Source organism: Citrobacter sp. Cpo069, assembly GCF_030332785.1.
GTDB lineage: Bacteria > Pseudomonadota > Gammaproteobacteria > Enterobacterales > Enterobacteriaceae > Citrobacter > Citrobacter portucalensis.
Map to the genome: position 1 here is coordinate 156710 of NZ_JAOWHD010000045.1, position 20435 is coordinate 177144.

The following is a 20435-nucleotide window of genomic DNA, read 5'->3' on the forward strand; positions in this document are numbered from 1 at the left end:
CAGGCCGCGCGTTGCGGCCCATTATTGATCAGACCGCGGCCAGCATGCCGCCGTCCACAAACAGAAGATGCCCATTCACAAAGTCAGAAGCGGGCGCGGCAAGATAAACCGCCGCGCCGATCAGCTCCTCCGGGTTACCCCAGCGAGCGGCGGGCGTGCGCTGGAACAGCCAGGCGGAGAATGCTTCATCGTTGACCAGCGCGGTGGTCATGTCGGTGGCGAAATAGCCGGGAGCAATGCCATTGACCTGAATATTGTATTCCGCCAGTTCCACGCACATGCCACGGGTTAACATTTTGACCGCACCTTTTGACGCCGCGTATGGAGTAATGGTTTTACGACCTAATTCGCTTTGCATTGAGCAGATATTAATAATCTTCCCGCGGCGGCGTTGCACCATGTAGCGGGAAACCTGCTGCGACACCAGAAAGACCGATTTCTGGTTTACATCAATCACTTTGTCCCATTCAGCCTCCGGGAATTCGGTGAAGGGAAAACGACGCTGAATTCCGGCGTTGTTAATTAAAATATCAATGGCCCCAACTTCCTTTTCGATTTGCGCGATGGCGCGCGCAACCTCTTCCCCGTTGGTGACATCAAATCCATAGCCAACGGCGCGATAGCCTTCGGTCACCAGTTTGTCCGCCGCCGCCTGAGCGCGCTGCTGGGTAATATCGTTAATCACAATCTCAGCACCGTGCGCCGCCAGACCGTTGGCCAGCAGGTTACCAATGCCCTGAGCGGAACCGGTAATCAGCGCGCGTTTACCGGTCAGGTCGAATAGGTTCTTCATAAGAAACTCCTTTTTTAATAACTGTTACGCGTAACTGTATACGCGTAACAGTAGAAAAAAGAAGATCCAGGAAGAGGAAAATGATCGTTATGTGATCAACATTGCATTTACGTGCAAGATGAAAAAAAGAGGGATTGGCCTGATAAGCGTAACGCGATCAGGCCGTAAGGACAGGTTGCCGGATGGCGGCGTAAACGCCTTATCCGGCCTACAAAAACGACAAAAGCGAATACGAAATGTCGCCCGGTCGAGCACTGCAACGCCGGGACTGCACCGGACTAAACATCCTTCACCCGACCAGTCATCCACAGCGTCACCACCGAAATCACCGCAATCACCCAATAGACGGCAGAGTGACCGTAGCTTTGCGCAACAGCCCCCTGAATCACCCCTGCCAGAATGACTCCCGTTGAAATACTGTTGGTAAATAATGTAGTCGCTGATCCCGCACGTCCGGGCATCAGATCCTGAAACCACAGCATGCCTATCCCGGCGATAATACCGATAAATACCGCGTTAAACAGTTGCAGCACCAGCAGCGCCGTACGGCTGTGAAAGAAGATCAAACCAAGATAAAACAGCACACCTGCCGCTACGGCCGCGATCATCATTCGCCGTTTGCCAAAGCGCTTCACGTAATAGCCCGCAAGAATCATCGCCGGAATTTCCAGCCCAGCCGCCGTCCCCATTAGAATCCCGGCCAGCTTGTCCGGCAAGCCCAGTTCGAGGCTTATCCACAGCGGCATATCGATGATGTACATGGTGTTGCAGGTCCACATCAGCGTGGAGGCAATAAACAACATACGCACATTTTTGTCCTGCCAACCACCGGTCTGTTCCAGCGGCACGTCTACAGGCTGCTCCACCCGAGCAACTGACGGCAGTATCAGCGCAATCAGCACCAGGCTAATGGCAAAAATCCCTGCGGCAATGGAAAACATCGCCGTAAAGCCGTAATTCAGCGCCAGCATAAAAGCCAGCGGTGGGCCAACTACCCAGGCCAGTGAAAGCTGCGCACGCATCACCGAGCTAAACATCACCACTTCACGCGCGGAGTTATCAGCATATTCCCGCGCCAGCGCAAACAGCTGCGGCATGGCGGTGTTCGCCAGCGAGGCCAGCAGCACACCGCAGGTGATCAGCGTAAGATAGTGACGATTAAAGGCAAACAGCAACGCATTGCCAATTGCCATCAGGCAGCAGAACATGATCAACTTACGTCGATCGCCCTGGCTGTCGGATCGTTTCGCGAGGCCAAGGCTGACGACGATCCCGACAATCGCATTGACGGTGTAAAACAGCCCGACCCAAAATGGCTGCGCCCCGACTTCACGGCTCAGGAACAGACTCAGCGTGGGTGCCTGCAATGCCCCCGCCACGCCCATCATAAAAGCGACCAGCATAAATGCCGCGTAAACGCCGTTGAGGCGCCGTCCCATGGTCATAATCCAGAGCATTGTTATCCCTATTGGCTGGGCTGATACGAAAAAAGCCAGCAGAAAAAATCTGCTGGCGGGTGATTTTACACCAATACTCAGTCACACATGATGTCTGCAATTTCCAATTCAGGAGTCAGATGTCATCTCCCACTGCATCAGCTCTTCGAGCATCTTTAAGCGCTGCGGGGCACTCAGGCAAGCCAACCAGGACGATTTTTCTGTCGCGGTAAAGTACTTCAACCAGAACTGACGCATAGATGACCCCTTCGTTGTCTCATCGCTTCATCGGAATCTATTATTGGCTTAATATAGGGATTATAAAATTGCTGAGTTTTCCGCAGGAGTTCCCCTTTTATGTCTTCTGGTCGTTTGCAACAACAGTTCATCCGTCTGTGGCAATGCTGTGACGGCAAGACGCAAGACACGACGCTCAACGAGCTGGCGGATCTGCTGAGCTGCTCGCGCCGCCATATGCGTACGCTGCTTAATACCATGCAGGATCGTGGCTGGTTAACGTGGGAAGCTGAAGTTGGACGAGGTAAACGCTCGCGACTGACATTCCTCTATACCGGGCTGGCGCTCCAGCAGCAGCGCGCGGAAGACCTACTGGAACAGGATCGCATCGATCAACTAGTGCAGCTTGTCGGTGACAAAACGGCCGTACGGCAAATGCTGGTCTCCCACTTGGGCCGCAGCTTTCGCCAAGGTCGGCATATCATGCGCGTTCTCTATTATCGCCCCATGCACAACCTGCTCCCCGGCACGGCATTACGCCGCTCCGAAACCCATATCGCCCGGCAAATCTTCAGTGCCTTAATTCGGGTAAATGAGGAAAATGGGGAACTGGAAGCGGACATTGCTCATCACTGGCAGCAAATTTCACCTTTGCATTGGCGATTCTTCCTGCGCCCGGGGATCCATTTTCATCATGGCCGCGAGCTGGAAATGGAAGATGTTATCGCCTCGCTGAGGCGCATTAACGCCCTGCCGCTGTACTCACACATCACGCAGATCGTCTCTCCCACGGCCTGGACGCTGGATATCCATCTGGCCCAGCCAGATCGCTGGCTTCCCTGGCTATTGGGGCAGGTCCCCGCCATGATCCTGCCGCGAGAATGGGAAACGCTAAACAACTTCTCCAGTCACCCGATTGGTACCGGTCCGTATGCGGTAATGCGCAACACCAATAACCAACTGAAAATTCATGCATTTGATGATTACTTTGGCTACCGGGCCTTGATCGACGAAGTTAACGTTTGGGTATTACCCGATATCGGAGAAGAGCCTGGCGGCGGGTTGACGCTAAAAGGCCCCACAGAGGATGAAAAGGCGATCGAAAGCCGCCTCGAAGAAGGCTGCTACTACCTGCTGTTTGATGCGCGTAGCCACCGTGGCGCTAATCAGGAGGTTCGCGAGTGGGCAAGCCGCGTTCTCTCGCCAACAAATTTAATCTGCCACGCCGATGAACAGTACCAGCGGTTGTGGTTTCCCGCCTACGGTTTGCTTCCCCGCTGGCATCACGCCAAACCAGGCCATGGTGAAAAACCCGCCGGGCTGGAAACGCTGACAATCACCTACTATCGCGATCATATCGAACACCGGATTATCGCGCAGATCATGAAAACGTTGCTGGCGCAGCATCAGGTACAGTTGAATATTCAGGAGATCGACTACGATCAATGGCATGCAGGTGAAATCGTCAGCGATATCTGGCTCAACAGCGCCAACTTTACCCTCCCGCTGGACTTCTCACTGTTCGCCCATTTGTGCGAAGTCCCTTTGCTGCAAAACTGTATCTCGCGTGACTGGGAAAACGATGCGGCTCGCTGGCGAACGGGCGAAATGAGCCTGGCGGCATGGTGCCAACAGCTGCTCGCCACAAAGGCCATTGTGCCGTTGATCCACCACTGGCTGATCATTCAGGGACAGCGAAGCATGCGCGGGCTGCGCATGAATACCCTCGGCTGGTTTGATTTTAAATCGGCGTGGTTTGCTCCGCCGGATCCATAAGAGCCAGCTCTTAATTGCTGCCCGGCAACAAAATCACTACACTAACGCCGTTCTCAACGGGGTGCTAAATAAAAAACATACACAAGATCATTCATGATGCATCAAGGCGGCAAGCGAGTGAGTCCCCAGGAGCATAGATAACTATGTGACTGGGGTGAGCGAGCGCTGCCAACACAGAGGCAGCGTGAATGATGAAGTGTATGGGCTGAGAGATACCCGTCGAACCTGATCCGGATAATGCCGGCGAAGGGATTTGAGGCTTATCTCAAGTCCTTTGCCACCCAACTCTTGAGGTGCAAAGTGTTTAAAAAATGTCTTCCGCTTTTACTGCTGTGCGCAGCGCCTGCTTTCGCTAAACCTGTACTGACCGTCTATACCTACGACTCGTTCGCAGCTGACTGGGGCCCGGGCCCGACAATCAAAAAAGCCTTTGAAGCTGACTGCAACTGCGAGCTAAAACTGGTCGCGCTGGAAGATGGCGTTTCGCTGCTTAACCGCTTGCGCATGGAAGGAAAAAACAGCAAAGCCGACGTCGTACTGGGTCTGGATAACAACCTTCTGGAAGCCGCCACACAAACCAAACTGTTTGCCAAAAGTGGTGTTGCAAACGACGCCGTTAACGTACCCGGCGGCTGGAAAAACGATACCTTCGTTCCGTTTGATTACGGCTATTTCGCCTTCGTTTATGATAAAAACAAGCTGAAGAATCCGCCCAAAAGCCTGAAAGAACTGGTAGAGAGCGACCAAAAATGGCGCGTCATTTATCAGGATCCGCGCACCAGCACGCCGGGATTGGGTCTGCTGCTATGGATGCAGAAAGTCTATGGCGATAAAGCGCCAGAGGCGTGGCAGAAACTGGCAGCCAAAACCGTCACCGTCACCAAGGGCTGGAGCGAAGCCTACGGCCTGTTCCTGAAAGGTGAAAGCGATCTGGTGCTCAGCTACACCACCTCTCCGGCCTATCACATCATCGCCGATAAAAAAGACAACTACGCCGCAGCCGACTTTAGCGAAGGCCATTATTTGCAGGTGGAAGTCGCCGCCCGTACCGCGGCCAGCAAGCAGCCGGAACTGGCCGAGAAATTCCTGAAGTTTATGGTATCCCCGGCATTCCAGAATGCGATTCCGACCGGCAACTGGATGTATCCCGTGACGCAAGTCGCCCTACCGCCAGGATTCGAGCAACTGAATAAACCGACCACCGCGCTGGAATTTACGCCGCAGCAGGTTGCGGCTCAACGTCAGGCATGGATTAGCGAATGGCAACGCGCCGTCAGCCGTTAATTCCCGGCTGGCTGTTTCCTGGGCTTACCGCCGCCACGCTGATGGTGGCCGTTGCCCTGGCCGCATTTTTGGCACTGTGGTTTAACGCCCCGCAGGGAGAATGGCTCTCGCTGTGGCAAGATGACTACCTGTGGCACGTGGTGCGCTTTTCTTTCTGGCAGGCTTTTTTATCCGCAGTGTTGTCGGTTGTCCCGGCGATTTTCCTTGCCAGAGCGCTCTATCGTCGTCGTTTTCCAGGACGTCTGGCGCTGCTGCGTCTGTGCGCAATGACGTTAATCCTGCCAGTGCTGGTCGCGGTATTCGGTATTCTTAGCGTCTACGGCCGCCAGGGTTGGCTGGCCTCGCTCTGGCATACATTCGGGCTGGAGTGGACGTTTTCGCCATACGGTTTGCAGGGCATTCTGCTGGCGCATGTCTTTTTCAATCTGCCGATGGCCAGCCGCCTGCTGTTACAGTCGCTGGAGAATATTCCCGGCGAACAGCGGCAGTTAGCCGCTCAGCTGGGTATGCGTGGCTGGCATTTCTTCCGTTTTGTTGAATGGCCGTGGCTGCGTCGTCAGATCCTGCCCGTCGCGGCACTCATCTTTATGTTGTGCTTCGCCAGCTTCGCCACCGTTCTGTCGCTGGGTGGCGGGCCACAAGCCACCACCATCGAACTGGCTATCTATCAGGCGCTGAATTTTGATTACGATCCTGCCCGCGCAGCCATGCTGGCGTTGATCCAGATGGTTTGTTGTTTGGCGCTGGTGCTCCTCAGCCAACGTCTGAGCCGCGCGATTGCTCCCGGTGCTACCCTGGTACAAGGCTGGCGCGATCCCGACGATCGCCTGCACAGCCGACTGGCTGACGCAATCCTGATTATTCTTGCCCTGTTGCTGTTACTGCCGCCGTTGCTGGCGGTGATTGTCGATGGCTTAAACCGCCATGTTCTGGATGTACTGATGCAGCCAGTGCTGTGGCAGGCGCTGGGAACCTCGCTGCGCATCGCATTAGCAGCAGGAGCGTTATGCGTCGTGCTCACTATGATGCTGTTATGGAGCAGTCGTGAACTCCGTGCCCGACAGCAGCTGCTGGCAGGTCAGATGCTGGAGTTGAGCGGCATGATGATCCTCGCCATGCCGGGCATCGTGCTGGCAACCGGCTTCTTTCTACTGCTCAATAATACCATTGGGCTTCCTGAATCTGCCGACGGCATTGTCATTTTTACCAATGCGCTGATGGCGATCCCTTACGCGCTGAAAGTGCTGGAAAACCCAATGCGTGACGTCACTGCGCGCTACAGTATGTTGTGCCAGTCGTTGGGTATTGAGGGATGGTCGCGCCTGAAAGTGGTTGAACTGCGAGCCCTGAAGCGCCCGCTGGCGCAGGCGATGGCGTTTGCCTGCGTCCTGTCGATCGGCGATTTTGGCGTAGTGGCATTATTTGGTAATGAGGATTTCCGTACCCTGCCATTTTATTTATATCAGCAGATTGGCTCTTATCGCAGTCAGGATGGCGCAGTTACGGCGTTATTACTGCTGATCCTGTGCTTTACGCTTTTTACCGTTATTGAGAAATTGCCGGGTCGAAATGTTAAAACTGATTGATATCACATGGCTGTATCACCATTTGCCTATGCGCTTTACGCTGTCGGTCACGCGCGGTGAGCAAATAGCTGTACTCGGGCCCAGCGGCGCCGGGAAAAGTACGCTGCTGAATCTGATTGCCGGCTTTCTCACGCCTGCCAGCGGTACCATGATGATTGACGGTGAAGATCACACCACCACGCCGCCCTCACGCCGTCCTGTTTCCATGCTGTTTCAGGAAAATAACCTGTTCAGCCATCTGAGCGTACAGCAAAACATCGGCCTGGGCCTGAATCCGGGATTGAAGCTGAACACATCGCAGCGGGAGAAAATGCACCACATCGCTCAACAAATGGGACTCGACTCTCTGCTGGAACGCCTCCCCGGTGAGCTTTCCGGCGGGCAGCGGCAGCGCGTGGCGCTGGCGCGTTGTCTGGTGCGAGAACAACCTATTTTACTGCTTGATGAACCGTTCTCAGCGCTCGATCCCGCGCTGCGCCAGGAGATGCTAACGCTGGTCGCCGAAGTCTGTCGCGAGAAGCAGCTGACGTTGCTGATGGTTTCTCACAGCGTAGAAGATGCCGCGCGAATTGCGTCCCGCTCGATTGTGGTCGCCGACGGGCGCATCGCGTGGCAGGGCAAAACGGACGATCTGTTAAGCGGCAACGCCAGCGCCTCGGCGCTATTGGGCATTAAAGCATAATGCGTTGCCGGATGACGGCGTGAACGCCTTATCCGGCCTGTAGGTCGCACATTTTGTAGGCCGGATAAGGCGAAGCCGCCATCCGGCAAAGGTATCGTCAGTAACCTACAACCTTACGCAGAATGTCGATATACACCGGCATCAGCGGATGGCGCAGTAACGCCACCAGCGCGACCACGCCGATCCCGAGCGTTAACGGCGCCAGATACAGCAAACGGCTGCGGGAGAAATACGCCGTTAAGCGATCAACAGCCGCTTTGCCACTACGCCATAGCCGCCAGCAAAACCAGCCGCCCACCCAGAGCAACACCGCCGTCGCCAGCAGCAACCATTTAAAATCCCCGCTCTGCATATCAGAAGGGATATCAATTGCCGCTCCCGCCAGGATCCCCGGCAGGAAGTAGAACGGTGGCCACAGCACGCAGCCAATAATATTCGGGACGATAAATTTAGCGACAGGCAGATCCAGCATGCCTGCTACCATCGGCACCAGCGGGCGCGTCGGTCCGACAAAACGGCCTACCAGAATGGTAAACATGCTGTGTTGATGCAGGGCGTGCTCGGTTTTATCCAGCAACGCCTTGTTCTTTTTCATGAACGACCAACGGTGCAGCGGCTTTTTAAAGCGCCAGCCCAACCAGAAGGAGATCCAGTCCCCCAACAGGCAGCCGACAATGCCCGCAAGCCAGGCATGCCAGAAGTTCAGTTCGCCGCTGCCAATCAGCGCGCCCAACCCCGCCATCATCACGGTCCCGGGCAGAATCAGACCAACCAGCGCCAGCGACTCCAAAAAAGCCACCAGAAGTACGGCGATCAGAGAGTACAGGGCGGACTGGAGAATAAAGTGTTCCAGCAATGCTTGCATAATGTGTCCGTCAAATTTACGAAGCAGGGATTTTGATAACCCCTCTCAACTTCGTCAAGCCATCAATTGTCTGAATAGATTGCGAGTTATGACAACTTTCAGGATACATCATTCACTTTTTATTCACATCCAGCGCGAAACTCGCTCGGACTGGCACCGGTACATTTTTTGAAAACACGAGAGAAATAGAGCTGGTCGTCAAAACCAACATTGCGACCTACGGTGGCGATAGGCATACGTGTGGTACTCAGCAGTAGCTTCGCCTGGCTGATGCGCTGGTCCTCGCGCCAGCTTAATACGCTGATCCCCAACTGCTGACGGAACAGATGCGACAAACGGGAAGGCGACAGGCAGACGTGCTGCGCGACGCTGGCGATATCAAAATTGCTGTCCGCCAGGTGATCGCTGATGTACTGGCAGGCATCACGGACGCGGTTGTCCATGGGCGGGTGTAGCGATTCATTGATGGCTTCCATACGTCGGAGCAACAACTGCTCCAGTAAATTAATCGCCAGCAGTTCGGAATAACGACCTTCTCCCTGCCCGGCGTTAATTATTTGCCCAAACAGCTCGTTAAAATGCGGCTGATGTGCTTCATCCGGGCGGAAAAAACCGGTCTGGCCAAAAATGGCCGGCCAGGTCAGCCACTCCTGCCAGTAGGCGCGCGGTCGAAAGTAAACCCACTGGTGATACCACTCGCTGGCATCAGGATGGCGCCCGTAGTGGTGAATTTCTCCAGGAGGAAACAACAGAATATCGCCAGGCCGGCAGACAAATTGCTTGCCCTGATTATTGATAACCCCTTCGCCACGGATGGTGAGATTGAGGATATAACCCTTCATACCCAGCGGCCTGTCGATAAAAAAATCCAGGTATCCGTTCGCCTCAATGGGGGTTAATCCGGCCACCAAATGCGCGTTAAACGAATAACCAGGCAACAGGGGATCGTTTTGCGTTTCAGCCATAATTTCAATACTCCCTATGTCCTGCCAAGAAACAATTTGTCCATATTACGCCAGACATCATCGCTGTCGCCCCTGCGGGCCGCTGTATTTGCGGCAATGGACCACCAACCCCGCTTGTGAAAAGCTCTTTGTAAAAAACATGTACTACGCCAACGTCAAAATCGGCTAACAAAAGTGTCTATAACTACGGCAGAAATGTCCACATTGATTATTTGCACAGCGTCACACTTTGTGATGCCACAGCATTTTAGTCCATAAGATTAGCGGATCCTGCCTGACGGTTTTTATCGCTACTCACTACTGTTTATCCATACCCGTATTTTTGGATGGAGTAAGACGATGGCGATTGCAATTGGCCTCGATTTTGGTAGTGATTCAGTACGCGCTTTGGCGGTGGAATGTGCCACCGGCGAAGAGATCGCCACCAGCGTTGAGTGGTACCCACGTTGGCAGGAAGGGCAGTATTGCGATGGCCCAAACAACCAGTTTCGCCATCATCCGCGCGACTACATTGAATCCATGGAAGCGGCGCTGAAAACCGTACTGGCCGAACTGAGCGCTGAGCAGCGCGCGGAAGTGGTCGGTATTGGCGTTGACAGTACCGGCTCAACCCCGGCACCCATCGATGCAGACGGTAATGTACTGGCGCTGCGTCCGGAGTTCGCGGAAAACCCGAATGCGATGTTTGTCCTGTGGAAAGATCACACCTCAGTAGAAGAAGCCGAAGAAATCACCCGCCTGTGCCACACACCGGGCAAGATCGATTACTCCCGCTATATCGGCGGCATTTATTCCAGCGAATGGTTCTGGGCCAAAATTCTGCATGTCACTCGTCAGGACCACGCAGTTGCCGAGGCTGCGGTTTCGTGGATTGAGCTATGCGACTGGGTTCCGGCCCTGCTCTCCAACACCGTACGCCCACAGGATATTCGTCGCGGTCGCTGCAGCGCCGGGCATAAATCCCTGTGGCATGAAAGCTGGGGTGGTCTGCCGCCAGCCAGTTTCTTTGACGAACTCGACCCCATCCTCAACCGCCATCTGCAATACCCAATGTTTACCGATACCTTCACCGCGGATCTGCCGGTTGGCACCCTGTGCACCGAGTGGGCACAGCGTCTGGGACTACCGGAAAGTGTGGTGATTGCAGGCGGTGCTTTTGACTGCCATATGGGCGCGGTCGGCGCAGGTGCACAGCCTAACACGCTGGTGAAAGTCATCGGCACGTCAACCTGCGACATTCTGATTGCCGACAAGCAAAGCGTTGGCGAGCGTGCGGTGAAAGGCATTTGCGGCCAGGTTGATGGCAGCGTGGTGCCGCATTTTATCGGTCTGGAAGCGGGGCAATCTGCTTTCGGCGATATCTATGCCTGGTTTAGCCGCGTGCTGAGCTGGCCGCTGGAACAGCTTGCCGCACAGCATCCGGAACTGCAGACCCAGATTAAAGCCAGTCAAAAACAGCTGCTACCTGCACTCACCGAAGCATGGGCGAAAAATCCATCACTGGAGCATCTGCCGGTCGTGCTCGACTGGTTCAACGGTCGCCGTACGCCCAATGCCAACCAGCGTTTGAAAGGGGTGATTACCGATCTGAACCTGGCAACCGACGCGCCAGCGCTGTTCGGTGGTCTGATTGCCGCCACCGCCTTTGGCGCGCGCGCCATTATGGAATGCTTCACCGAACAAGGCATTGCGGTTAACAACGTGATGGCGCTTGGCGGTATCGCGCGCAAGAACCCGGTCATCATGCAGGCCTGCTGTGACGTGCTGAACCGTCCGCTACAGATTGTCGCTTCAGACCAGTGCTGCGCACTCGGTGCGGCTATCTTCGCCGCCGTTGCCGCGAAAGTACACGCCGATATCCCTGCCGCTCAGCAGCAGATGGCAAGCGCCGTGGAAAACACGCTGCAACCTCGCCCAGAGCAGGCTCAACGTTTTGAACAGCTTTACCGCCGCTATCAGCAGTGGGCAGTAAGCGCTGAACAGCAATACCTTCCGACTGCCGCTCCGGCGCAACAAGCCCCGGTAGACCTGGCAACCCTGACACATTAAGGACACGACAATGACGATTTTTGATAACTATGAAGTGTGGTTTGTGATTGGTAGCCAGCATCTGTATGGCCCTGAAACCCTGCGTCAGGTAACCCAACATGCCGAGCACGTCGTTAACGCACTGAATACTGAAGCCAAACTGCCCTGTAAGCTGGTATTAAAACCGCTGGGCACTTCCCCTGATGAGATTACCGCTATCTGTCGTGACGCGAACTACGACGATCGCTGTGCAGGGATGGTGGTCTGGCTGCATACCTTCTCCCCGGCCAAAATGTGGATTAACGGCCTGACTATCCTCAACAAGCCGCTGATGCAGTTCCACACCCAGTTTAATGCCGCCCTGCCGTGGGACAGCATTGATATGGACTTTATGAACCTGAACCAGACTGCGCACGGCGGTCGTGAGTTCGGCTTCATCGGCGCGCGTATGCGTCAGCAGCATGCCGTGGTCACCGGTCACTGGCAGGATAAACAAGCGCACGAACGCATTGGCTCCTGGATGCGCCAGGCCGTGTCCAAACAAGATACCCGCCACCTGAAAGTCTGCCGTTTTGGCGACAACATGCGTGAAGTTGCGGTCACCGATGGCGATAAAGTCGCTGCGCAGATCAAGTTCGGCTTCTCGGTAAACACCTGGGCCGTGGGCGATCTGGTGCAGGTAGTGAACGCAATTAGCGACGGCGAAATCAACGCGCTAATCGATGAGTACGAAAGCACCTATACCATGACGGCGGCGACGCAAGTCCACGGTGAAAAACGTCAGAATGTCCTGGAAGCGGCCCGTATTGAACTGGGGATGAAGCGCTTCCTGGAACAGGGTGGATTCCACGCCTTCACCACCACATTTGAAGATTTACACGGCCTGAAACAGCTCCCTGGTCTGGCCGTACAGCGTCTGATGCAGCAAGGCTACGGCTTTGCGGGCGAAGGCGACTGGAAAACCGCCGCTCTGCTTCGCATCATGAAGGTGATGTCAACCGGTCTGCAGGGCGGCACCTCATTTATGGAGGATTACACCTACCACTTCGAGAAAGGCAACGATCTGGTGCTCGGCTCGCACATGCTGGAAGTGTGCCCGTCCATCGCGGTGGAAGAGAAACCGATCCTCGACGTACAGCACCTCGGCATTGGTGGTAAAGACGATCCTGCCCGTCTGATCTTCAACACCAAAACCGGCCCGGCAGTGGTTGCCAGCCTGATCGATCTCGGCGATCGCTATCGCCTGCTGGTTAACTGCATCGACACGGTACAAACGCCGCACTCCCTGCCAAAACTGCCTGTCGCTAACGCGCTGTGGAAAGCTCAACCGGATCTGCCAACCGCTTCTGAAGCCTGGATCCTGGCCGGTGGCGCGCACCACACTGTGTTCAGCCACGCGCTGGATCTGAACGATATGCGCCAGTTCGCTGAAATGCATGATATCGAGATCGCAGTGATCGATAACGATACCCGCCTGCCGGCCTTTAAGGACGCGCTGCGCTGGAACGAAGTGTATTACGGCTTCAAACGTTAACAACTGCCGGATGACGGCGTAAACACCTTATCCGGCCTACAAGAATGTGCGATTTGTAGGCCGGATAAGCGTAGCGCCATCCGGCAAGATTCATCGGAGAGCATCATGTTAGAAGATCTCAAACGTCAGGTACTGGAAGCCAATCTGGCGTTGCCTAAGCACAATCTGGTCACCCTGACCTGGGGGAACGTTAGCGCCGTCGATCGCGAGCGCGGCGTGTTTGTGATTAAACCTTCGGGAGTCGATTACAGCGTAATGACCGCCGACGATATGGTGGTAGTCAGTATCGCCACGGGTGAAGTTGTAGAAGGTACGAAGAAACCTTCCTCAGATACCCCAACACACCGTTTGCTGTATCAGGCGTTCCCGACCATTGGCGGCATTGTTCACACCCATTCGCGCCATGCAACCATCTGGGCACAGGCGGGTCAGTCGATTCCGGCAACGGGGACCACCCATGCGGACTATTTCTACGGTTCGATTCCCTGCACACGCAAAATGACCGACGAAGAAATCAACGGCGAATATGAATGGGAAACCGGTAACGTAATCGTTGAAACCTTTGAAAAACAGGGTATTGACGCCTCACAGATGCCTGGCGTGCTGGTGCACTCTCACGGTCCATTTGCCTGGGGAAAAAATGCCGAAGATGCGGTGCATAACGCCATCGTGCTGGAAGAAGTAGCCTATATGGGGATCTTCTGTCGCCAGCTCGCGCCGCAGTTACCGGATATGCAGCAAACCCTGCTAGATAAACACTACCTGCGCAAACACGGTGCAAAAGCGTATTACGGGCAGTAAAAGAAATAAGCGCGCAGATAATCTACGCGCTCCTTTATAGTTATTCGCTATAATATTCGGCGAATGAACCTTGGTATACACAATCATTTGAACAGATATAATTAATTACATTATCATAGTGTCCATGAGACTTATTTCCTTCCAGACAATGGAAAAAGACATAATCTGTAATCGTCGCCTGCCACTTCTGCCCGTTCAGCAGATAATTAATCACTGTATCTTTGTGCCCCTTACTTTTGTCATTACCCTGCCAGTGAAAAAAAGCGCTACCATTTTCAATAATTTCAGCATTCCACAACTTACCGTCCCATGTTTTATATAAAATATATTTGCTCACAGTTTTAATCGCTGGATTAGAAATCATTGTGTTAACAAACATATAGTTCTGATATTTAATGCCAAGCTGATGTTTGGAAAGAACGTTCATAAAAACTCCATTTTTTCAAAATTAATATCAAAAGGACAAAAAAAATGCACAAGCCATCGAAAAAAAATAAAATTATATTCACAGAGAATTTCCCGACGAAATTGAATCGAAACTGTTTATTTAGAACAATAACAACCCCATTTAAATATATTATATTTAAGATAATGACCCAAACATTTCGAATGAAAGTTTTACACTAACAGCTAATAAAAACAAATAAAAATATAATTTTTTCACTAATCCGAGAAATATGTAGCAAAATCAAATGAGCACTATTCCTAAAAAATAGAAAAAGTATGAAAACGAACTTGTAATTAACAATTAAAATATAAACAACGTAATTAATGGAAACTAATGTACAAATACCAGCTATAATATATCTATCTGTAGCCTATCAAAGCTATTTTATTCATATATTGCATATGAAGATAACATTGTCAGGTAGGAATAATTATTTTACTCAGGAAAGCGTATTTCGGGCAGTAACCTCTTCTGAGCATGACAACTGTATAAAATCACAGCTAATCTATCAAAACCAGGCTATAATAATGCCTGGTTTTTTGACGGATACGCAGCGTGGCGCAAGCAGGTTTTATTTTAACCCGGCACTGGCGGGACACCCCGCAGGGAACTGAGGTCTCATTCTGGCTGGCGACAGACGATGGGCCGCTGCAGGTCACGCTCGCGCCTCAGGAGTCGGTCGCGTTTATTCCCACCAGTCAGGTTCCTCGCGTAATGTCATTATTACGCACTGAAAACGGCTATCGCCTGAAATCGCTGCAATTGCAAGACTTCCACCGCAATCCTGTTTCCGGCCTGTATTGCCGCTCACATCGCCAGCTCATGCGGTTGGAAAAACTGTTGCGCGAAAACGCAGTCACCGTCTATGAGGGCGATGTACGCCCACCTGAGCGGTATCTGATGGAGCGCTTTATCACCTCCCCTGTTTGGGTCGAAGGCGACAGACATAATGACATGCTGGTGAATGCCCGCCTGAAGCCGAACCCTGACTATCGACCACCGCTAAAATGGGTATCGCTGGATATCGAAACCACGCGCCACGGCGAACTCTATTGCATCGGTCTTGAAGGCTGCGGGCAACGTATTGTCTACATGCTCGGCCCGGCAAACGGCGACGCCTCTACGCTTGATTTTGAACTTGAGTACGTTGCAAGCCGCCCGCAGTTGCTGGAAAAACTCAATGACTGGATTGCCCGTCACGATCCTGATGTGATAATCGGCTGGAACGTCGTGCAATTCGATTTACGCGTCCTGCAAAAGCACGCCGAACGTTACCGCATTCCCCTGCGTTTTGGCCGTGATAGCAGCGAGCTTGAGTGGCGCGAGCATGGCTTCAAGAACGGCGTATTTTTCGCTCAGGCTAAGGGGCGCCTGATTATCGACGGTATTGAGGCGCTAAAATCCGCGTTCTGGAATTTCTCGTCATTTTCACTGGAAACAGTGTCACAGGAGCTGTTGGGCGAAGGGAAGTCGATTGATAATCCGTGGGACAGAATGGACGAAATCGACCGTCGATTTGCCCAGGATAAGCCCGCGCTTGCCACCTACAATCTCAAAGACTGTGAGTTGGTCACGCGCATTTTTCACAAAACCGAGATCATGCCATTTCTGCTGGAACGATCGACGGTCAACGGTCTGCCGGTCGACCGGCACGGTGGTTCAGTTGCCGCCTTCGGACATCTCTACCTGCCACGAATGCACCGGGCGGGTTATGTGGCGCCGAATCTGGGTGAAGTCCCCGCGCACGCCAGTCCCGGCGGCTACGTGATGGACTCGCGCCCAGGCTTATACGACTCCGTACTGGTGCTGGATTACAAAAGCCTGTATCCCTCAATAATTCGTACTTTTTTAATCGACCCGGTGGGGCTTATCGAAGGGATGGCGCAGCCGGATCCGGAACACAGCACCGAAGGTTTCCTTGACGCCTGGTTTTCACGCGAAAAGCACTGCCTGCCGGAAATCGTTACTCAGATCTGGCACGGGCGCGAAGAAGCAAAACGCCGCGGCAATAAGCCACTCTCGCAGGCGTTGAAAATCATCATGAACGCATTTTACGGCGTGCTGGGCACCACCGCCTGTCGCTTTTTCGACCCGAGACTGGCCTCGTCCATTACCATGCGCGGCCATGCGATCATGCGCCAGACCAAAGCGTTAATTGAGGCTCAGGGTTACGATGTCATTTATGGCGATACCGATTCCACCTTTGTCTGGCTGAAAAAGGCGCACTCAGAAGACGATGCAGCCCGAATTGGTCGGGAACTGGTGAGCTATGTCAACACCTGGTGGGCGCAATCGCTGAAGCAACAAAATCTGACCAGCGCGCTGGAGCTGGAATTTGAAACCCATTTTTGTCGCTTTCTGATGCCGACCATTCGCGGTGCAGATACCGGCAGTAAAAAACGCTATGCGGGGATGATTCAGGACGGTGCAGAGCAACGTATGGTGTTTAAGGGACTGGAAACGGTACGAACCGACTGGACGCCGCTGGCCCAACAGTTTCAGCAGGAGCTATACCTGCGAATTTTTCGTAACGAACCTTATCAGGAGTTTGTTCGCGAGACTATTGACCGTCTGATGGCCGGTGAAATGGATGAACAACTGGTGTACCGCAAGCGCCTGCGCCGCCCGTTAAGCGAATACCAGCGAAATGTTCCACCACACGTTCGTGCCGCGCGACTCGCCGATGAGCAGAATGTAAAGCTGGGGCGTCCACCGCAGTATCAGAATCGCGGAACCATAAAATATGTCTGGACGGTCAATGGCCCAGAACCTGTTGATTATCAGCTATCTGTGCTCGATTACGAGCATTATCTGACCCGCCAGATCCAACCCGTTGCCGAGGGAATTCTTCCCTTTATTGACGATAATTTTGCTACACTACTCACAGGACAACTGGGGTTATTTTGACGCGTGACGAAACCGCCGCCATCCAGTACCATAGCGCCCTTTCCATTCCTGGACCCATTTAACACCACTACCACTGATTTATTAGCCTGGTAGCGGGGTCGTATGCTCTCAATAACGGGGATTAGCCCGGAAAATGACGAGTATTGCCTGCAATTAAAGATATAGAGCCGAACATATATGCCTTTTACACTTGGTCAACGCTGGATCAGCGATACAGAAAGCGAATTGGGACTTGGTACTGTTGTCGCCATGGATGCGCGAACCGTCACTTTACTTTTCTCATCGACGGGCGAAAACCGTCTGTATGCGCGCAGTGATTCCCCCGTGACCCGCGTGATGTTCAATCCTGGCGATACGATAACAAGCCATGAAGGCTGGCAACTGCATGTCGATGAAGTAAAAGAAGAAAACGGCCTGCTTGCCTATATCGGAACCCGCCTGGATACCGAAGAAACCGGTGTCATGCTGCGTGAAGTACTGCTCGACAGCAAACTGGTATTCAGCAAACCACAAGATCGCCTGTTTGCCGGCCAGATTGACCGCATGGATCGCTTTGCTCTGCGCTATCGCGCCCGTAAATTTCAGAGTGAACAATACCGTATGCCGTGGAGTGGGTTGCGTGGTCAACGTACCAGCCTGATTCCTCACCAGCTGAACATTGCCCATGATGTTGGCCGTCGTCATGCTCCTCGCGTTTTACTGGCAGACGAAGTGGGTTTAGGTAAAACCATTGAAGCCGGGATGATCCTGCATCAGCAACTGCTGTCCGGCGCCGCAGAGCGCGTGCTGATCATCGTCCCAGAGACATTACAGCACCAGTGGCTGGTCGAAATGCTGCGCCGCTTCAACCTGCGTTTTGCACTGTTTGATGATGAGCGTTATGCAGAAGCGCAGCACGACGCCTACAACCCGTTTGAAACCGAACAACTGGTCATCTGCTCGCTGGACTTTGCCCGTCGTAATAAACAACGTCTGGAGCACCTGTGTGACGCCGAGTGGGATCTGCTGATTGTCGATGAAGCCCATCACCTGGTGTGGAGCGAAGACGCGCCCAGCCGCGAATATATGGCCATTGAACAACTGGCAGAACGTGTGCCGGGCATCCTGCTGCTAACCGCTACACCGGAGCAGCTGGGCATGGAAAGTCACTTTGCACGCCTGCGCCTGCTGGACCCGAGCCGCTTCCACGATTTCGCCCAGTTTGTTGAAGAGCAAAAAAATTATCGTCCGGTCGCCGACGCCGTCGCCATGCTACTGGCAGGCAACAAGCTGAGTAACAATGAGCTGAACATGTTAGGCGACATGATTGGCGAGCAGGACATTGAGCCGCTATTGCAGGCGGCAAACAGCGACAGCGAAGACGCCCAGAGCGCGCGTCAGGAACTGGTTTCGATGCTGATGGACCGCCATGGCACCAGCCGTGTGCTGTTCCGTAACACCCGTAACGGTGTGAAAGGCTTCCCGAAACGCGAGCTGCATACCATCAAGCTGCCGCTGCCGACCCAATACCAGACGGCGATTAAAGTCTCCGGCATTATGGGCGCGCGTAAAAGTGCAGAAGACCGGGCGCGCGACATGCTCTACCCGGAACAGATTTATCAGGAATTCGAAGGCGACACCGGCACCTGGTGGAACTTTGACCCGCGCGTGGAATGGCTGATGGGCTACCTGACCAGCCACCGCTCGCAAAAAGTATTAGTTATCTGTGCAAAAGCCACCACCGCGCTTCAGCTGGAGCAGGTTCTGCGCGAACGCGAAGGTATCCGCGCTGCCGTATTCCATGAAGGGATGTCGATCATTGAACGTGACCGCGCCGCAGCATGGTTTAGCGAAGAAGATAGCGGCGCCCAGGTAATGCTGTGCTCTGAAATCGGCTCCGAAGGGCGTAACTTCCAGTTCGCCAGCAATCTGGTGATGTTTGACCTGCCGTTCAACCCGGATCTGCTGGAACAGCGTATTGGCCGTCTGGACCGTATTGGTCAGGCGCATGATATTCAGATTCACGTTCCGTACTTGGAAAAAACCGCGCAATCTGTGCTGGTGCGCTGGTACCACGAAGGTCTGGATGCGTTCGAACACACCTGTCCGACCGGCCGTACTATCTATGACACGGTCTATAACAATCTGATCGGCTACCTGGCTGAACCAGAAAATACCGAGGGCTTTGACGATCTGATCAAAACCTGCCGCGAACAGCATGACGCGCTGAAAGCACAGCTAGAGCAAGGTCGCGATCGCCTGCTGGAGATCCACTCTAACGGCGGCGAAAAAGCACTGGCGCTGGCTGAGAGTATTGAAGAACAGGACGATGATACTAGCCTGATCGCCTTCGCCATGAACCTGTTTGATATCGTCGGTATTAATCAGGATGACCGTGGCGACAATTTAATCGTGCTGACGCCGTCCGATCATATGCTGGTGCCGGATTTTCCTGGGCTGCCGGAAGATGGCTGCACCATTACGTTCGAGCGCGATGTCGCCCTGTCGCGTGAAGATGCACAATTTATTACCTGGGAGCATCCGCTGATCCGCAATGGTCTGGATCTGATCCTCTCCGGCGACACCGGAAGCAGCACTATTTCGTTGTTGAAAAACAAAGCATTACCTGTTGGTACACTGCTGGTTGAGCTGGTCTATGTTGTTGAAGCGCAAGCGCCGAAACAACTGCAGCTAAACCGCTTCCTGCCACCAACGCCGGTACGCATGCTGCTGGATAAAAACGGCAATAACCTTGCCGCGCAGGTTGAATTCGAAACCTTTAACCGTCAGCTCAGCGCCGTTAACCGCCACACCGGCAGCAAACTGGTCAACGCCGTGCAGCAGGATGTTCATGCCATTTTGCAACTCGGTGAAGCGCAGGTGGAAAAATCAGCCCGCGCGCTGATCGACGCAGCGCGTAAAGAAGCTGACGAGAAGCTGACGGCAGAACTTTCCCGTCTCGAAGCGCTGCGTGCCGTTAACCCGAACATCCGTGATGACGAACTTAGCGCAATTGAAAGCAACCGTCAGCAGGTGATGGAAAGCCTGGATCAGGCGGGCTGGCGTCTCGATGCCCTGCGCCTGATCGTCGTGACGCATCAGTAACGGAGCCAT

At 53.6% G+C, this 20435-nt stretch carries 15 protein-coding genes; 9 read left to right on the plus strand and 6 right to left on the minus strand.

Translation table 11 applies throughout. The annotated features are described in order from the left end of the window. Positions 1–28 precede the first annotated feature (28 nt). The 3 genes from idnO to sgrT form a co-directional block, all read right to left on the minus strand. On the minus strand, positions 29–793 hold the full coding sequence (gene idnO / locus OGY08_RS08790) for a gluconate 5-dehydrogenase (RefSeq protein WP_079935003.1): 765 nt from the start codon (positions 791–793) through the stop codon (positions 29–31). 278 nt (positions 794–1071) lie between these two features. After that, positions 1072–2250 (minus strand): sugar efflux transporter, encoded by a 1179-nt coding sequence (locus OGY08_RS08795; RefSeq protein ID WP_125362741.1) that lies wholly within the window; start codon positions 2248–2250, stop codon positions 1072–1074. Positions 2251–2358: 108 nt separating this feature from the next. Then, positions 2359–2487, minus strand: coding sequence for a glucose uptake inhibitor SgrT (gene sgrT, locus OGY08_RS08800; protein ID WP_020996233.1), 129 nt, complete (start codon positions 2485–2487; stop codon positions 2359–2361). 99 nt (positions 2488–2586) lie between these two features. Between sgrT and sgrR the strand changes: the two genes are divergently transcribed. The 4 genes from sgrR (at position 2587) to thiQ (ending at position 7794) form a co-directional block, all read left to right on the plus strand. Beyond that, positions 2587–4242, plus strand: coding sequence for an HTH-type transcriptional regulator SgrR (sgrR, locus tag OGY08_RS08805; protein ID WP_048214950.1), 1656 nt, complete (start codon positions 2587–2589; stop codon positions 4240–4242). Between the two features lie 300 nt (positions 4243–4542). After that, positions 4543–5526 (plus strand): thiamine ABC transporter substrate binding subunit, encoded by a 984-nt coding sequence (thiB, locus tag OGY08_RS08810; RefSeq protein ID WP_048236144.1) that lies wholly within the window; start codon positions 4543–4545, stop codon positions 5524–5526. Then, positions 5502–7112, plus strand: coding sequence for a thiamine/thiamine pyrophosphate ABC transporter permease ThiP (gene thiP, locus OGY08_RS08815; protein WP_125362742.1), 1611 nt, complete (start codon positions 5502–5504; stop codon positions 7110–7112). Before thiB ends, thiP begins: the two co-directional genes overlap by 25 nt. Next, positions 7096–7794: a thiamine ABC transporter ATP-binding protein ThiQ gene (gene thiQ, locus OGY08_RS08820; RefSeq protein ID WP_032942352.1), complete on the plus strand. Its 699-nt coding sequence runs from the start codon at positions 7096–7098 to the stop codon at positions 7792–7794. The genes thiP and thiQ overlap by 17 nt, the downstream gene beginning before the upstream one ends. 97 nt (positions 7795–7891) lie before the next feature. Here the strand turns inward: thiQ and OGY08_RS08825 are convergent, their stop codons facing one another. After that, complete coding sequence (locus OGY08_RS08825) at positions 7892–8659, minus strand: DedA family protein (protein ID WP_125362743.1); 768 nt, start codon at positions 8657–8659, stop codon at positions 7892–7894. A 119-nt stretch (positions 8660–8778) separates the two neighbouring features. Then, positions 8779–9624 (minus strand): arabinose operon transcriptional regulator AraC, encoded by an 846-nt coding sequence (gene araC / locus OGY08_RS08830; RefSeq protein WP_003829586.1) that lies wholly within the window; start codon positions 9622–9624, stop codon positions 8779–8781. Positions 9625–9963: 339 nt separating this feature from the next. Here araC and araB point away from each other — a divergent pair, with 339 nt between their 5' ends. From araB to araD, 3 genes are all read left to right on the plus strand, one after another. After that, positions 9964–11673 carry a ribulokinase gene (gene araB, locus OGY08_RS08835; protein WP_125362744.1) on the plus strand — a complete coding sequence of 570 codons (1710 nt, stop codon included), beginning with the start codon at positions 9964–9966 and terminating at the stop codon, positions 11671–11673. A gap of 10 nt (positions 11674–11683) precedes the next feature. Further along, positions 11684–13186: an L-arabinose isomerase gene (gene araA / locus OGY08_RS08840; RefSeq protein WP_003829590.1), complete on the plus strand. Its 1503-nt coding sequence runs from the start codon at positions 11684–11686 to the stop codon at positions 13184–13186. 105 nt (positions 13187–13291) lie between these two features. Next, on the plus strand, positions 13292–13987 hold the full coding sequence (araD, locus tag OGY08_RS08845) for an L-ribulose-5-phosphate 4-epimerase (protein ID WP_071446588.1): 696 nt from the start codon (positions 13292–13294) through the stop codon (positions 13985–13987). Positions 13988–14027: 40 nt separating this feature from the next. On the opposite strand, the gene OGY08_RS08850 is transcribed toward araD, so the two are convergent. After that, positions 14028–14414 carry a DUF4751 family protein gene (locus tag OGY08_RS08850; RefSeq protein WP_008786178.1) on the minus strand — a complete coding sequence of 129 codons (387 nt, stop codon included), beginning with the start codon at positions 14412–14414 and terminating at the stop codon, positions 14028–14030. 576 nt (positions 14415–14990) lie between these two features. On the opposite strand from OGY08_RS08850, the gene polB reads away from it, so the two are divergent. After that, complete coding sequence (gene polB / locus OGY08_RS08855) at positions 14991–17342, plus strand: DNA polymerase II (RefSeq protein ID WP_008786176.1); 2352 nt, start codon at positions 14991–14993, stop codon at positions 17340–17342. 177 nt (positions 17343–17519) lie between these two features. Then, the gene (rapA, locus tag OGY08_RS08860) at positions 17520–20426 is read left to right on the plus strand and encodes an RNA polymerase-associated protein RapA (RefSeq protein ID WP_048236149.1); all 2907 of its coding nucleotides are present in this window, start codon (positions 17520–17522) and stop codon (positions 20424–20426) included. Positions 20427–20435: the final 9 nt, after the last annotated feature.